Here is a 13,705-nt window from a genome sequence, read left to right on the forward strand (position 1 = left end):
CCGATGGTACTGCAAGGGGGACCTTGTGGGAGAGTAGGACACCGCCGGACTCCTTTTAGTAACACCAGATGGGCCCCTTCTTCGGAAGGGGCCCTTCTGCGTTTAAGGCGCCTCCTGGTCCCCGACGCGGAGCGGTAAGATCATGCTCGATGTCTGCTCCCTTCTCCACCGCGACCGGCACTGATGTGCGCGTCCGGTTCTGCCCCTCGCCCACCGGTACGCCCCACGTGGGCCTCATCCGCACCGCGCTCTTCAACTGGGCGTATGCGCGTCACACGGGCGGCAAGCTCGTCTTCCGCATCGAAGACACGGACGCCGCTCGAGACAGTGAAGAGAGCTACGAGCAGATCCTCGATGGTCTCCGGTGGCTCAAGATCGACTGGGACGAGGGTGTCGATGTCGGTGGTCCCCACGGGCCGTACCGTCAGTCGCAGCGCCACGATATCTACCGGGGCGTGATCGATCAGCTCCTCGAGCGCGGGCTCCTCTACGAGAGCTTCGCGACAGGCGAGGAGATCGAGGCGCGGAACGTCGCGAACGGCCGCGATCCCAAGCAGGGCTACGACAACTTCGAGCGCGACCTGACCGACGAGGATCGGGCGGCTTACCGGGCCGAGGGGCGGCAGCCTGCGCTGCGGCTCCGCGTTCCGGATCGGGACCTCAGCTTCGATGACCTGGTGCGGGGCGAGATCACCTTCCCGGCTGGATCCTTCACGGACTTCGTGGTCGTGCGTCCCAACGGCGTCCCGCTCTACACCTTCGTCAATCCCCTCGACGACGCTCTGATGGGCATCACCCATGTTCTCCGTGGCGAGGACCTCCTGTCCTCCACTCCGCGGCAGATCGCCTTGTACGAGGCGCTCGTCGAACTCGGCATCACCACGTTCGTGCCCCGATTCGGACACCTGCCCTATGTCATGGGCGAAGGCAACAAGAAGCTCTCGAAGCGCGACCCGCAGGCGAATCTCTTCCATCACCGTGATCGCGGCTTCGTGCCCGAGGGGCTGGTCAACTACCTGGCGCTCCTCGGCTGGTCTCTCACGCACGACCGAGACGTCTTCTCGATCGATGAGATGGTGGCGGCCTTCGATGTCATCGATGTGAATCCCAACCCTGCTCGGTTCGATCTCAAGAAGGCGGAGTCGATCAACGGCGACCACATCCGCCTCCTGCCGGCCGACGACTTCGTCGAACGGCTTCTGCCGTACCTCGAGGGCGTCGTCGCGAACCCGCCGAGCGAGTCGGAGCGTCGCATCCTCGCCGAGGCGGCTCCGCTCGTCCAGGAGCGCATGACGCTGCTGGGCGAAGCCCGTGGGATGCTGTCGTTCCTGTTCACGAGCGATGACGAGCTGGCCTACGAGGACGACGCGATCGCCTCGTTGCCGGACGGGTACGAGAACGTGCTGCGCACCTCCTCGGCTGCTCTCGCCGCGCTGGAGTCCTGGACGCATCCCGAGATCCAGGAGGCGCTCAAGGGCGCCCTCGTGGAGGGGCTCGGGTTGAAGCCGCGAGTGGCGTTCGGGCCGTTGCGTGTCGCGTTGTCCGGTCGCAGGGTCAGCCCGCCGTTGTTCGAGTCGATGGAGATCCTCGGACGGCACTCGACGATGGCGCGCCTCGAGAGGCTGCTGGCGCGCTGATGACCATCGACTACGACGTCGCCGTGATCGGCGGGGGGCCGGCGGGGCTCAGCGCGGCGCTCAATCTCGTCCGAGCGCGGAGGCGCGTGCTCCTCGTCGACGGCAACCGACCGCGCAACTCGGCGACCCTCCTGTCGCACGGGTTCATGACCCGGGACGGCATCTCGCCGCTCGAGCTGCGCAAGCTCGGTCGAGACGAGTTCCTGGGGTACGAGGGGGCCGAGCATCGGATGACGATGGCGACGTCCGTCGCCGTAGTCGAGGGCGGCTTCGAGATCTCGTGCGAGTTCCGCGGGCGGGAGAGCAGTGCCACGGCCGGAGTCGTCGTCGTCGCGACGGGTCTTCACGAGACCCTTCCCGAGATCGACGGGCTCAAGGCGTTCTACGGCACGTTCATCCACAGCTGCATCGAGTGCGACGGCTACGACAAGCGCGACCAGCCTCTCGCGGTCATCGGCGAGCATCCCGACCTCGCCGAGCGGGCGCACCTGCTGACGCAGTGGTCCGGCGATCTGGTGGTCTTCACGAACGGCGCCGATGTCGTCACCGCCGCCGAGGAGGCTGACCTCGTCTCGCGCGGCATCTCCGTCGAGCGGCGTCGTGTCGCGTCGATCGACGCCGATCGCGAGGGCATGCGCGCGGTGGTGCTCGATGACGGGACCCGGGTCGAACGGTCCGGCGGCTTCGTCCGGCCGGCCTGGTCGGGGGCTCTCGAGTACGTCGCCGAGACCGGTGCCGAGCTCGACGACGACGGCCTGCTCGTGGTCGACGCCCACGGGCGCACCTCGGTCGCCGGTCTGTACGCTGCAGGCGAGTCGACGGCTCCCGGGCCGCAGCAGCTCATCGTCGCCGCGGGCTCGGGGGCGCTGGTGGCGGCCACCGTCAACCGCGACCTCATCGGTGTCGCGCGAGGCCTCGGGGATGCTGTACAGTAGGTTCTCGGTTCGAGTTTGAACCACGTGATGTAGGGCTGACGCTCGTCATCATTGGGGTATGGTGTAATTGGCAACACGACTGATTCTGGTTCAGTTGTTCTTGGTTCGAGTCCAGGTACCCCAGCTTCGAGAAGAGCCCCGGCCGTGAAGGCCGGGGCTCTTCTGTTCACGGGCCCGGCGCGCCCGCTCGTGCGGAGATCACACAGGGCGCCCTGGCGGGGGCGAGCCTGGGTGGCGCGGCGAGGGTGGTCAGGTGTGACCCTTCGTGGGGTGCTGGGGGCGTCTTCTGCCCACCCATGGGGCAAGGCCCGCCGAGCAGACGCCCGGACCGACGACGAACGCCCTCACCGAGGGGCGAGGGCGTCGGTCGTGCAGCGGGGAGTGCTTACTGGGGGATCGTGGCCCCGAAGCGCTTCGGAAGGGTGGCGCGGTGGGTGCTGCGCAGCTCGTCGATCGAGACCGTGAAGACGTCCTGGATCTCGAGAGACTCGGACGCCGCGTCGGTCACGCCGATCCGGGCGACGGGGTAGCCGCGACCCTCGCAGAGACCTCGGAAGCGCACGTCGTCCTCTCGGGGCACCGAGACGATGACGCGGCCGGTGGACTCGCTGAAGAGCGCCGTGGCCGTGTCGATGCCATCGCGCTCGAGCACCTCGCCGAGCCAGACGCGGGCGCCGACGCCGAAGCGCATGACCGACTCGGCGAGGGCCTGCGCGAGGCCTCCGTCACTGAGGTCGTGCGCGGCGGCGAGCAGCGACTGGTCGGCCCCGGCGGCGAGCAGCTGGGCGAGCTGCTTCTCGGCGTCGAGGTCGACGGTCGGCGGACGACCGCCGAGGTGGTCGTGGATGACGCCCGCCCAGGCCGAGCCGTCGAGCTCGAGGGCCGTGGTGCCGAGCAGGTAGATGTTGTCGCCCTCGTCCTGCCAGCCGGACGGGACGCGCTTCGCGACATCCCGGATGACGCCGAGCACGCCCACGACCGGCGTGGGGTGGATCGGCACGGTGCCGGTCTGGTTGTAGAACGAGACGTTGCCGCCCGTGACCGGGATCTCGAGTTCGAGGCAGCCGTCGGCGAGGCCCTCGACGGTCTGCGAGAACTGCCACATGACCTCGGGGTTCTCCGGGCTGCCGAAGTTGAGGCAGTCCGTGACTGCCGCGGGGACGGCGCCCGTGACGGCGACGTTGCGGTACGCCTCGGCCAGCGCGAGACGCGCGCCCTGCTTCGGGTCGAGCTGGCAGTAGCGGCCGTTGGCGTCGGTCGCGATCGCGAAACCGAGTCCGCTCTCTTCGTCGACGCGGATCATGCCGCCGTCGTCGGGGAAGCTCAGCGCGGTGTTGCCGAGCACGTAGGTGTCGTACTGGTTCGTGATCCAGCTCTTGTCCGACAGGTTGGCTGAGCCGAGCAGCTCGAGGAACTGCTCACGGAGCACGCTGTTGCCCGTCGGCCGGGGGAGCGACGACGCCGTGTCGGCCTGCAGGGCGTCGATCCAGGTCGGGTAGGCGACGGGGCGCTCGTACACGGGGCCGTCGACGGCGACCGTGCGGGGCTCGACGTTGACGATCTCCTCGCCGTGCCAGTCGATGACGAGGCGCCCGGTGTCGGTGACCTCGCCGAGCACGCTGGTCTCGACGTCCCACTTCGCCGTGACGGCGAGGAACGCGTCGAGCTTCGACGGTTCGACGACGGCCATCATGCGCTCCTGGCTCTCGCTCATGAGGATCTCCTCGGCGGTGAGCGACGGGTCGCGCAGCAGCACCTTGTCGAGTTCGATGAACATGCCGCCGTCGCCGTTGGAGGCCAGTTCGGACGTGGCGCAGCTGATGCCGGCCGCTCCGAGATCTTGGATGCCTTCGACGAGCTCGTCGCGGAACAGCTCGAGACAGCACTCGATGAGCACCTTCTCGGCGAAGGGGTCGCCGACCTGGACGGCGGGGCGCTTGGTCGGGCCGCCCGACGAGAACGTGTCGGACGCGAGGATCGAAGCCCCGCCGATGCCGTCGCCGCCGGTGCGTGCTCCGAAGAGGACGACCTTGTTGCCGACGCCGCGGGCGTTCGCGAGGTGGAGGTCTTCATGCCGGAGGACGCCGACCGAGAGGGCGTTGACGAGCGGGTTGCCCTGGTACACCGGGTCGAAGTAGGTCTCGCCGCCGATGTTCGGCAGTCCGAGGCAGTTGGCATAGAAGCTGATGCCGCCGACGACGCCGTCGACCACACGGGCCGTGTCGGGTGCGTCGATGGCTCCGAAACGGAGCTGATCCATCACGGCCACGGGACGGGCGCCCATCGAGATGATGTCGCGGACGATCCCGCCGACGCCGGTCGCGGCGCCCTGGAACGGCTCGATGTAGCTCGGGTGGTTGTGCGACTCGACCTTGAAGGTCACCGCCCAGCCGCCGCCGACGTCGACGACGCCGGCGTTCTCGCCCATGCCGACCATGAGGTTCTTCTTCATGGCCGGAGTGACCTTCTGGCCGAACTGCCGGAGGTAGATCTTGCTCGACTTGTACGAGCAGTGCTCGCTCCACATGACCGAGTACATGGCCAGCTCGCCGCTCGTGGGGCGGCGGCCGAGGATCTCGCGGATCGATTCGTACTCGTCGGCCTTGAGCCCGAGGGCGCCGTACGGCTGCTCTCTGTCGGGCGTGGCCGCCGCGTTGGCCACGGTGTCGGGCGCGTGTCCCTCGGGTCGGACGTCGATCTGCTCGGCGGGCTTGTTGTCGATGCTCATCTGGCCAGGGCCCTCTCGATGACGGACGTGAAGAAGGTGAGACCGTCGATGCCGCTCGACATCGCTTCGGGGGTGTCGGGGCCGAATCCCGGCTCGGTGGCGTGCTCGGGGTGCGGCATGAGGCCGACCACGTTGCCGCGCTCGTTCGTGACGCCGGCGATGTCGTCCATCGATCCGTTGGGGTTCACGCCGAGATACCGGAAGGCGACCTGCCCCTCGCCCTCGATGCGCCTGATGGTCTCGGCGTCGGCGATGAAGCGGCCGTCGGCGTTCTTGAGGGGGATCGTGATCTCCTGCCCCTCGGTGAAGCCGTTCGTCCAGTCGGTCCTGGCGTTCTCGACGCGGAGGCGCTGGTCGCGACGGATGAACTGCTGGTGCGCGTTGCGGGTGTGCGCGCCCGGGATGAGCCGCGCCTCCGCCAGCATCTGGAAGCCGTTGCAGATGCCGAGCACGGGCACCCCCTTGTTCGCGGCGTCGACGACCTCGGTCATGATCGGCGAGAACGACGCGATGGCGCCGGCCCGCAGGTAGTCGCCGTAGCTGAAGCCGCCGGGCAGGATGATCGCGTCGACCCCCTGCAGGTCGTGGTCGCCGTGCCAGAGGGCCACGGGCTCGCCCCCCGCGAGGCGGACCGCGCGCTGCGCGTCGCGGTCGTCGAGGGAGCCGGGGAAGGTGACGACGCCGACGCGCATCAGACGGCGGCGGGGGCGTCGGCGGAGTCGGCGACGGTGATCGACACGACGTCTTCGATGACGGAGTTCGAGAACATCTCGTCGGCCAGGCGCTGGACGTCGGCCAGGACGGCGTCGGTGACCTCGCCCTCGACGGTGACCTCGAAGCGCTTGCCGATGCGGACGTCGGTCAGCTGCTTCTGACCGAGACGGGCCAGGGCGCCGGCGACGGCCTTGCCCTGGGGGTCGAGCAGTTCAGCCTTGGGCATGACCTCGACGACGATTGTGGGCACGTTTTACTCCTGCGGAGACGTCAGCGGGTGGACGCGACGAGTCTACGGCAGCGGGAGGCGCGGGCTCGTGGTGACCGGCGCCTCCTGGGGATCGCGGCGAGAGCGGGGAGGAGTCACGGGGACGCGGATGCTCAGCGGAATGAGGGTGGACGCTCAGCGTCGTCATCGGAAGGGGACGCAGGATGGGTTCAGCGGTGAGGAACGAGGCCTTGTGATCGGGCCTCCTCCCGCGAAATCCGGCCGAGGGCTCCTGATCCGCCCGACGCCGCAGGACGCCCGGTCGGATCCCCCCGTCCGACCGGGCGTCACCCCCTCTTCCCGGCCCGTGACGGCGCCGACTGCCTGAGTCTCCGCACCGAGTGATGCTCACCTGTTTTTGAACAGATCAAAAGAGTGCTTTACTGGAGGCCATGACGACGATCGCCGACGATGCCACCCGAGACGCCCTCCGCGGCGCGGGCCTGCGCATCACCGAACCCCGCCTCGCGGTGCTCGCGGCGCTCGCGGGTCGTGCTCACGCGCCGGCCGACGTCCTCTTCTCGGCGGTCGCGCCGCGCCTCCCCGGCACCTCGCTCCAGGCCGTCTACGGCGTGCTGAACGCCCTGACGGGCGTCGGGCTCGTGCGGCGCATCGAGCCGGCCGGCTCTCCGGCTCTGTACGAGCTGCGCACGGGCGACAACCATCACCACGTCGTCTGCAGCACCTGCGGCGCCATCGCCGACGTCGACTGCGTCGTCGGGCACGCGCCGTGCCTCGCCCCGTCGAACGACTCGGGCTTCTTCGTGCAGACGGCCGAGGTGACCTTCTGGGGCATCTGCCCCGAATGCCGCGCGGCGGAGCTCGACCAGCCGCTCGAGGTCGATCCCCCCGTGACCGACTGATCCGCGCCTCCCGCGCCCACAGACACATCGATCTGAACGACATCGACAGACAGGAAGACAAGATGACCGACGAGAAACGCGTCACCACCACCAACTCCGGAGCCCCCGTCGCCAGCGACGAGCACTCGCAGAGCGTCGGCGCCGACGGCGCGATCGCGCTGCACGACCACTACCTGGTCGAGAAGCTCGCCCAGTTCAACCGCGAGCGCGTCCCCGAGCGGGTCGTCCACGCCAAGGGCGGCGGCGCCTTCGGCACCTTCACCACCACCGGCGACGTCTCGAAGTACACGCGTGCCGCGCTGTTCCAGCCCGGCGTCGAGACCGAGCTCCTCGCCCGCTTCTCGACCGTCGCCGGCGAGCAGGGCAGCCCCGACACCTGGCGCGACCCCCGCGGCTTCTCGCTGAAGTTCTACACGACCGAGGGCAACTACGACCTCGTCGGCAACAACACCCCCGTCTTCTTCATCCGCGACGGCATCAAGTTCCCCGACTTCATCCGCTCGCAGAAGCGCCTGCCCGGCACGCACCTGCGCGACCACGACATGCAGTGGGACTTCTGGACCCTCTCGCCCGAGTCGGCTCACCAGGTCACCTGGCTGATGGGCGACCGCGGTCTGCCCGCCTCATGGCGCAACATGGACGGCTTCGGGTCGCACACCTACCAGTGGATCAACGCCGAGGGCGAGCGCTTCTGGGTCAAGTACCACTTCAAGAGCGACCAGGGCATCAAGATCCTCGAGCAGGCCGACGCCGACCGCATCGCGGGTGAAGACGCCGACTTCCACATCCGCGACCTGTCGGCCGCGATCGAGCGCGAGGAGTACCCGACCTGGAGCCTCTTCGTGCAGGTCATGCCCTACGAGGACGCCGCGACCTACCGCTTCAACCCCTTCGACCTCACCAAGGTCTGGCCGCACGCGGACTACCCGCTGATCGAGGTCGGCTCGATGGAGCTCAACCGCAACCCCGAGAACTACTTCGCGCAGATCGAGCAGGCGGCGTTCGCGCCCTCGAACTTCGTGCCGGGGATCGCCGCGAGCCCCGACAAGATGCTGCTCGCCCGCATCTTCAGCTACGCCGACGCGCACCGCTACCGCGTGGGCACCAACCACGCGCAGCTGCCCGTCAACGCACCGAAGTCGCCCGTGCACTCCTACTCGAAGGACGGAGCCGCGCGCTTCGACTTCCAGAAGGCCGAAGTGCCCGTCTACGCCCCGAACTCGCTCGGCGGCGCCCACGCCGACCCGCAGGTCGCCGGTGACACCGGCGGCTGGGAGAGCGACGGCGAGCTGCAGCGCTCCGCCGCGACCCTCCACGCCGAAGACGACGACTTCGGTCAGGCCGGAACCCTGGTGCGCGAGGTCATGGACGACGAGCAGCGCGACCGTCTCGTCGCCAACATCGTCGGCCACGTGTCGAAGGTCACGCGCCCCGAGCTGCGCGAGCGCGTCTACGAGTACTGGACGAACGTCGACCCGACCCTGGGTCTCCGCGTGCGCAAGGGCGTCGAGCCCGAAGCTCCCGGCTCGAACGAGGAGCCGGCCGTGGTCGGCGTCACCGCGTAGTCGGAAGCCGAGTGCCTGAAGGAGGCGCGGGTCCTGTTCGTCAGGACCCGCGCCTCCTTCCGTCTCCGCTGCGGAGCCGCCACGGCGGGATCGGGGATGGTCAGACCATCTGGCCGTTCCAGTGCAGGACACCCTCGGGCCACTCGGCCAGGGCGGAGGTGCCTTCGCGGGCCAGCCAGCCCTCCTGCTGGGTGACGAGCACGCCGGCGCCGTCGGCGCTGAACGCCGTGAAGTGCCCGGTGATGGGCAGGCCGTCGCGCTCGAGGGGCAGCCAGCCGGCCGAGCGGTAGAACCCCTGCACGGCCTCACCGGTCTCGAGCACGCCGAAGGGGACGCGCAGGTCGGTCAACGCGGTGTCGACGTGGCGCAGCAGCTCGGCGCCGAGTCCGGTCTTCTGCACGTCGGGCGACACGGCGACCATGCCGACGGCGGCCACGAGCAGATCCGTGGTGCCGACCGCGACGAACTGCCGGCGGAGGCCCGCGTGCGCCACGACGACGTCGTCAACGCGGGCGATGACGCGCCGCTCGGGCTGCATCCCCGCCCAGCTGCGGGCGCTGAGGTACCAGTGGTCGTAGCTGGGGAACGCCTGCGCCAGCATCGACGCGATGGCCTCGTGGTCGTCGAGCGAGAGATCCCCCTCGGCGACGGTGCTGAAGACGGGGGCGGAGACTGCGGCGTCGGACATGTCTCGACGCTAGCCCCTCGGGGTCGCACGCCGGCACCGGGCCGGGCGCCGGGCGAGGCGCCCGAGTTTCAACGCTCGCGCGCGGTCACCTCGATGCGGTTCGACCACGGGTCGTCGAAGCTGAGCAGGCGCCCGAGCCTCAGCGCTCGCGCGCGGTCACCTCGATGCGGTTCGACCACGGGTCGTCGAAGCCGAGCAGTCGCCCGTCGTCGCGGGTGGCGACGCCGAAGTGGCCGAGGCGCTCGCCGAGTGCGCCGAGGTCGTCGCCGGTGGGCACCTCGATGCGGACGAGCCCGAGCCCGAGGGCCTGCTGGCGGCGGCCGGCTCCGGCGCTGTTCCAGGTGTTCATGGCCATGTGGTGGTGGTAGCCGCCGGCGCTGACGAACAGCGCCTGAGGGCCGAAGCGGGTGGTGGCCTCGAAGCCGAGCTGCTCGACGTAGAACCGCTGGGCCGAATCGACGTCGCCGACGCTGAGGTGCACGTGCCCGACGGTGGCGGGGCGGAGCGCGGTGCCGGCCAGCGCCTCCTCGGTGACGTTCCTCTGCAGGAACTCGTTCGGGTCGAGCGCCAGCGTCGCCATGTCGATCTGGCCGTGGGTCCACGACCACTCCGTGCGGGCGCGATCCCAGTACAGCTCGATGCCGTTGCCCTCGGGGTCGGTGAAGTAGAACGCCTTGCTGACGAGGTGGTCGGCGCTGCCCGTGAACGACTGCGGGTGGCGCCTCGCGACCGAGTAGAGCGCGGCGGCGAGGTCGGACTCGGTCTCGAACAGGATCGCCGTGTGGAAGAGCCCGGCCTCGCGCGGCCCGGCATGCCGCAGCTCGGGGGCGTGCTCGAGGATCACGATCGGCGTCGCGCCGCGCCCGAGGGTCACGCGCCCTGCGGACGGCTCGGCGACGAGCACCTCGAGCGTGACGGCGTCGCGGTAGTAGGCCGTCATCGCGTCGAGGTCGGCGACCCGGAGGGTCACGGCGCCCATGCCGGTGTCGGGGGCGAGCAGGTCGGCCGAGGAGGCGCGGTCCGCGTCGGTGGGGGAGGTGTCGGTCATGCGGATCCCTGGCTCGGTGTCGTGGGACGCGTCCAGGTAGGTGACGCGTCACCGACCTGTAACCGGAGGAGGGGCGGGGGCATTCCCGCCGGGGCCCGGCGTCAGGCGGTGAGGCGCTCGATCAGCTCGCGGTAGCGGGCGGCGGTCTGCGTCACGACGTCGCCGGGCAGCGCAGGCGGCTCGCCCGAGCCGCTCCAGTTGGTGGAGAGCCAGTTGCGGACGATCTGCTTGTCGAAGCTCGCCGTCCGGTTGCCCGAGGCGTAGACGTCGGCATCCCAGTAGCGGCTGCTGTCGCTGGTGAGGACCTCGTCGCCGAGCGTGATCTCGCCGGTCTCGCGGTCGGCGCCGAACTCGAACTTCGTGTCGGCGAGGATCACGCCGCGGGCCTCGGCCACGGCGGAGGCCCGCCGGAAGACGTCGAGCGAGAGGTCGCGCAGCGCGGCGGCCGTCTCGGCGCCGACGAGCTCGACGGTCTGCTCGAAGCTGATGTTCTCGTCGTGGTCGCCGAGCGCCGCCTTGAACGCGGGCGTGTAGATGGGCTCGGGCAGTCGGTCGCCGCTCGCGAGCCCCTCGGGCAGCTCGACGCCGCAGACGGTGCCGTGGGCCTGGTACTCGATCCAGCCGCTGCCGACGAGGTAGCCGCGCACGACGCACTCGATCGGGAACATGTCGAGCGGCTTCACGAGCATCGCCCGATCGCGGACGGCCGTGGGCAGCGACACGGGAGCCGTCGTCGGGTCGACGAGGTGGTTCGGGACCGTCTCGAGCTGAGCGAACCACCAGAGGCTGAGCTGCGTGAGCAGCGCGCCCTTGCCGGGGATGCCCGGCTCGAGCACCTGGTCGAAGGCGCTGACCCGATCGCTGGCCACGACCAGGACGTGGTCGGCGGTCGCGAGCGACGGGAGCTCGTCACCCGCGCCTCCGGAGGGGATCGGCACGTACAGGTCGCGCACCTTGCCCGAGTAGACGGGCGCCCACCCGTCGAGGGGGAGGGGCGTGCCGAGGTCGGTCATCGGGTGACCCGCTCGGCGATGTCGCGGCGGTACTGGCCGCCCTCGAGCTCGATGCGCGACAGGGCGTCGTAGGCGCGGTGACGGGCCTCCGCGAAGTCGGCCCCCTCGGCCACGACGCTGAGCACGCGGCCCCCGGTGGCGATGAGGCGGTCGTCGAGTCGAGCGGTCGCCGCATGCGCGATGTGCACCCCGGCGACGGCCGTCGCGTCGGCGAGGCCCGACAGGGGTCGACCGCTGACGGCGGCCTCGGGGTAGCCCTCGCTGGCGAGCACGACCGTGACCGCCGACGTGGCGGAGAAACGGGGCGACTCGTGATTGGCGAGGGACCCCGTCGAGGCCGCCAGCAGCAGGCCGCTGAGCGGCGTCACGAGGCGGGGCAGCACGACCTGCGTCTCGGGGTCGCCGAACCGGGCGTTGAACTCGATCACCCGGATGCCCTGGTCGGTGAGGATGAGGCCGGCGTAGAGCAGCCCGATGAACGGCGTCGACTCGCTCTCGAGCTGACGGACGGTGGGGGTCGCGATGGTGTCGAGCACCTCGTCGACGAAGTCCTTCTCGCTGCCGAACCGGTCGGCGAGCCACGGCAGCGGCGAGTAGGCGCCCATGCCGCCGGTGTTCGGGCCCTCGTCGCCGTCGAGCAGGCGCTTGTAGTCCTGTGCGGGGCTGAGGGGCACGACCGTGTGACCGTCGCTGAGGAAGAACAGCGAGACCTCGGGGCCGGCGAGGTGCTCTTCGATCAGGATCGGCCCGTGCTGCAGCCAGTAGGTGGAGTGCTCGACGGCCGCGTCGCGGCTCTCGGTGACGAGCACGCCCTTGCCGGCGGCCAGACCGTCTGCCTTGACGACGTAGGGGGCGCCGAACTCGTCGAGGACCCGGACGGCCTCGTCGAGGGTGCCGACCCGCGTCGCGCGGCCGGTGGGCACGCCGGCCTCCTGCATGATGCGCTTCGCGAACGTCTTGCTGCCCTCGAGGGCCGCGGCCTTCTTGCCGGGGCCGAAGACCGGGATGCCGCGGGTGCGGAGCGCGTCGGCGACGCCGGCGACGAGCGGGGCCTCGGGGCCGATGACGACCAGCTCGACGTCGTTCTCGAGCGCGTACTCGGTGACGACCCGGCCGTTCGAGGGGTCGAGGTGCACGACCTCGACCTGCGCGGCGATGCCCGCGTTGCCGGGGGCCGCGACGATCTCGTGGCCGGCGTCTTCGCGCAGCAGGGCGGTGATGATGGCGTGCTCGCGAGCACCGGAGCCGAGGACGAGGATTCGCACGGGGCAAGCCTACCGACGACCGGGTGCGGAGCGGGCGTACGGTGTGAGCGTGAGCAAGGCACGGATCGACGACGCGGCGGGGGCCTCCGCCGTGCGTGAGGCCACGGCCGCCATCGACGCGGGCGAGACCGCTCCGCGGATGGTGACGGCGACCGCGGTCCGCTGGCTGCTGCAGGTCATGGCCGACGCCGAGCCGGGGGCCACCGTGGAGGTGCGGGTCCCGCCGTTCGGAGCCGTCCAGTTCCGCGAGGGGCTCAGTCACACCCGGGGTACGCCGCCGAACGTCGTCGAGACGGACGCCGCGACCTTCATCCGGCTCGCCGTCGGCCGCCTCACCTGGCCCGACGCCGTCGCCGGGGCCCTCGTGTCGGCATCGGGCAGCCGGGCGGACCTCACCGGCTACGTGCCCGTCCAGCTGCCGGGACTCCGCTCGGAGTGAGTTCGACGCGGGGTGTCGTTCGACGCCGAGAAGGCTGAGCGACGGATCGGCGGCGGTCTGGGAGACTTACCGGGTGACCAACGCCCCGGACCCCTCGCAGCAGCCCGACCCCGTTCAGCCGGTCGAGCCCTCCGAGCCGGTCGCGCCTGCCGAGACGGCCGCGCCGGCCGAGCCCGCAGCCCCCGTCGAGCCGGTCGAGACCGCGTCGCACGACGAGGTGACCGTGCGCCGGGCGCCGAAGTACCCCGTCTTCCTGATCATGGGGGCGCTCGCCGGCGTCATCGTGTCGCTGATCGTCACCTCGCTGTTCCCCTTCGACCAGGGGCAGGGCGTGGCATCGACCTACGGCTACTTCTCGCTCTGGGGTCTGACCTTCGGCGGGGCCATCGGGTCGCTCGTCGCGATCATCGTCGACCGCCTCTCGGTCAAGCGCGCCAAGTCGGTCACCGCCGAGCGCAGCCGTGTCGACGCGCCCGACGAGCCGCCCCTCGAGGGCGACGTCGAGGCGTAGGCCCGCACCGCGCCTCCTCGGCTCTCCGGTT

General features: G+C 70.3%; 13 protein-coding genes and 1 tRNA gene. 7 read left to right on the forward strand and 7 right to left on the reverse strand.

Annotated features, from left to right (window positions below; translation table 11 throughout):
- The first annotated feature begins 149 nt into the window (after window positions 1–149).
- From gltX to ASF89_RS11625, 3 genes are all read left to right on the forward strand, one after another.
- The gene (gene gltX, locus ASF89_RS11615) at window positions 150–1,637 is read left to right on the forward strand and encodes a glutamate--tRNA ligase (protein ID WP_055814968.1); all 1,488 of its coding nucleotides are present in this window, start codon (window positions 150–152) and stop codon (window positions 1,635–1,637) included.
- On the forward strand, window positions 1,637–2,572 hold the full coding sequence (locus ASF89_RS11620) for an NAD(P)/FAD-dependent oxidoreductase (RefSeq protein ID WP_055794993.1): 936 nt from the start codon (window positions 1,637–1,639) through the stop codon (window positions 2,570–2,572). Before gltX ends, ASF89_RS11620 begins: the two co-directional genes overlap by 1 nt.
- A 52-nt stretch (window positions 2,573–2,624) precedes the next feature.
- Window positions 2,625–2,696 (forward strand) — tRNA-Gln (locus ASF89_RS11625).
- Between the two features lie 261 nt (window positions 2,697–2,957).
- Here the strand turns inward: ASF89_RS11625 and purL are convergent.
- Genes purL through purS form a run of 3 tightly spaced genes read right to left on the reverse strand, consistent with a single transcriptional unit; the run spans window position 2,958 to window position 6,264 of the window.
- A complete protein-coding gene (purL, locus tag ASF89_RS11630; RefSeq protein ID WP_055814970.1) occupies window positions 2,958–5,300 on the reverse strand; it encodes a phosphoribosylformylglycinamidine synthase subunit PurL in 2,343 nt (780 codons plus the stop codon).
- Window positions 5,297–5,992: a phosphoribosylformylglycinamidine synthase subunit PurQ gene (purQ, locus tag ASF89_RS11635; protein ID WP_055794998.1), complete on the reverse strand. Its 696-nt coding sequence runs from the start codon at window positions 5,990–5,992 to the stop codon at window positions 5,297–5,299. The genes purL and purQ overlap by 4 nt, the downstream gene beginning before the upstream one ends.
- Window positions 5,992–6,264, reverse strand: coding sequence for a phosphoribosylformylglycinamidine synthase subunit PurS (gene purS / locus ASF89_RS11640; protein ID WP_055795001.1), 273 nt, complete (start codon window positions 6,262–6,264; stop codon window positions 5,992–5,994). The genes purQ and purS overlap by 1 nt, the downstream gene beginning before the upstream one ends.
- Before the next feature lie 410 nt (window positions 6,265–6,674).
- Here purS and ASF89_RS11645 point away from each other — a divergent pair, with 410 nt between their 5' ends.
- Together ASF89_RS11645 and ASF89_RS11650 are read left to right on the forward strand one after the other, a co-directional pair.
- Window positions 6,675–7,145: a Fur family transcriptional regulator gene (locus ASF89_RS11645; RefSeq protein ID WP_055795004.1), complete on the forward strand. Its 471-nt coding sequence runs from the start codon at window positions 6,675–6,677 to the stop codon at window positions 7,143–7,145.
- A 62-nt stretch (window positions 7,146–7,207) separates the two neighbouring features.
- On the forward strand, window positions 7,208–8,710 hold the full coding sequence (locus tag ASF89_RS11650; RefSeq protein ID WP_055795007.1) for a catalase: 1,503 nt from the start codon (window positions 7,208–7,210) through the stop codon (window positions 8,708–8,710).
- A gap of 100 nt (window positions 8,711–8,810) precedes the next feature.
- On the opposite strand, the gene ASF89_RS11655 is transcribed toward ASF89_RS11650, so the two are convergent.
- From ASF89_RS11655 to purD, 4 genes are all read right to left on the reverse strand, one after another.
- Window positions 8,811–9,398 carry a GNAT family N-acetyltransferase gene (locus tag ASF89_RS11655; RefSeq protein ID WP_055814973.1) on the reverse strand — a complete coding sequence of 196 codons (588 nt, stop codon included), beginning with the start codon at window positions 9,396–9,398 and terminating at the stop codon, window positions 8,811–8,813.
- Window positions 9,399–9,537: 139 nt separating this feature from the next.
- A complete protein-coding gene (locus ASF89_RS11660) occupies window positions 9,538–10,446 on the reverse strand; it encodes a VOC family protein (protein WP_055814976.1) in 909 nt (302 codons plus the stop codon).
- A gap of 101 nt (window positions 10,447–10,547) precedes the next feature.
- Entirely contained in the window at window positions 10,548–11,459 is a 912-nt protein-coding gene (locus ASF89_RS11665) for a phosphoribosylaminoimidazolesuccinocarboxamide synthase (protein WP_055814979.1), read from the reverse strand.
- The gene (purD, locus tag ASF89_RS11670; protein ID WP_055814981.1) at window positions 11,456–12,724 is read right to left on the reverse strand and encodes a phosphoribosylamine--glycine ligase; all 1,269 of its coding nucleotides are present in this window, start codon (window positions 12,722–12,724) and stop codon (window positions 11,456–11,458) included. The genes ASF89_RS11665 and purD overlap by 4 nt, the downstream gene beginning before the upstream one ends.
- Window positions 12,725–12,773: 49 nt before the next feature.
- Between purD and ASF89_RS11675 the strand changes: the two genes are divergently transcribed.
- Both ASF89_RS11675 and ASF89_RS11680 read left to right on the forward strand, forming a co-directional pair.
- Window positions 12,774–13,163: a sterol carrier family protein gene (locus tag ASF89_RS11675; protein ID WP_055815478.1), complete on the forward strand. Its 390-nt coding sequence runs from the start codon at window positions 12,774–12,776 to the stop codon at window positions 13,161–13,163.
- A gap of 73 nt (window positions 13,164–13,236) precedes the next feature.
- A complete protein-coding gene (locus ASF89_RS11680) occupies window positions 13,237–13,674 on the forward strand; it encodes a hypothetical protein (RefSeq protein WP_055814984.1) in 438 nt (145 codons plus the stop codon).
- The last annotated feature ends 31 nt before the right edge of the window (window positions 13,675–13,705 follow it).

This window comes from Frigoribacterium sp. Leaf172 (genome assembly GCF_001424285.1).
In the GTDB taxonomy this organism is placed as follows: Bacteria; Actinomycetota; Actinomycetes; order Actinomycetales; family Microbacteriaceae; genus Frigoribacterium.

Bases quoted from the DNA above. Each gene is read 5' to 3' on its own strand.
- gltX (WP_055814968.1), top strand. From the start codon at position 150: ATGTCTGCTCCCTTCTCCACCGCGACCGGCACTGATGTGCGCGTCCGG.
- ASF89_RS11620 (WP_055794993.1), top strand. From the start codon at position 1,637: ATGACCATCGACTACGACGTCGCCGTGATCGGCGGGGGGCCGGCGGGG.
- purL (WP_055814970.1), bottom strand. From the start codon at position 5,300: ATGAGCATCGACAACAAGCCCGCCGAGCAGATCGACGTCCGACCCGAG.
- purQ (WP_055794998.1), bottom strand. From the start codon at position 5,992: ATGCGCGTCGGCGTCGTCACCTTCCCCGGCTCCCTCGACGACCGCGAC.
- ASF89_RS11645 (WP_055795004.1), top strand. From the start codon at position 6,675: ATGACGACGATCGCCGACGATGCCACCCGAGACGCCCTCCGCGGCGCG.
- ASF89_RS11650 (WP_055795007.1), top strand. From the start codon at position 7,208: ATGACCGACGAGAAACGCGTCACCACCACCAACTCCGGAGCCCCCGTC.
- ASF89_RS11655 (WP_055814973.1), bottom strand. From the start codon at position 9,398: ATGTCCGACGCCGCAGTCTCCGCCCCCGTCTTCAGCACCGTCGCCGAG.
- ASF89_RS11660 (WP_055814976.1), bottom strand. From the start codon at position 10,446: ATGACCGACACCTCCCCCACCGACGCGGACCGCGCCTCCTCGGCCGAC.
- ASF89_RS11665 (WP_055814979.1), bottom strand. From the start codon at position 11,459: ATGACCGACCTCGGCACGCCCCTCCCCCTCGACGGGTGGGCGCCCGTC.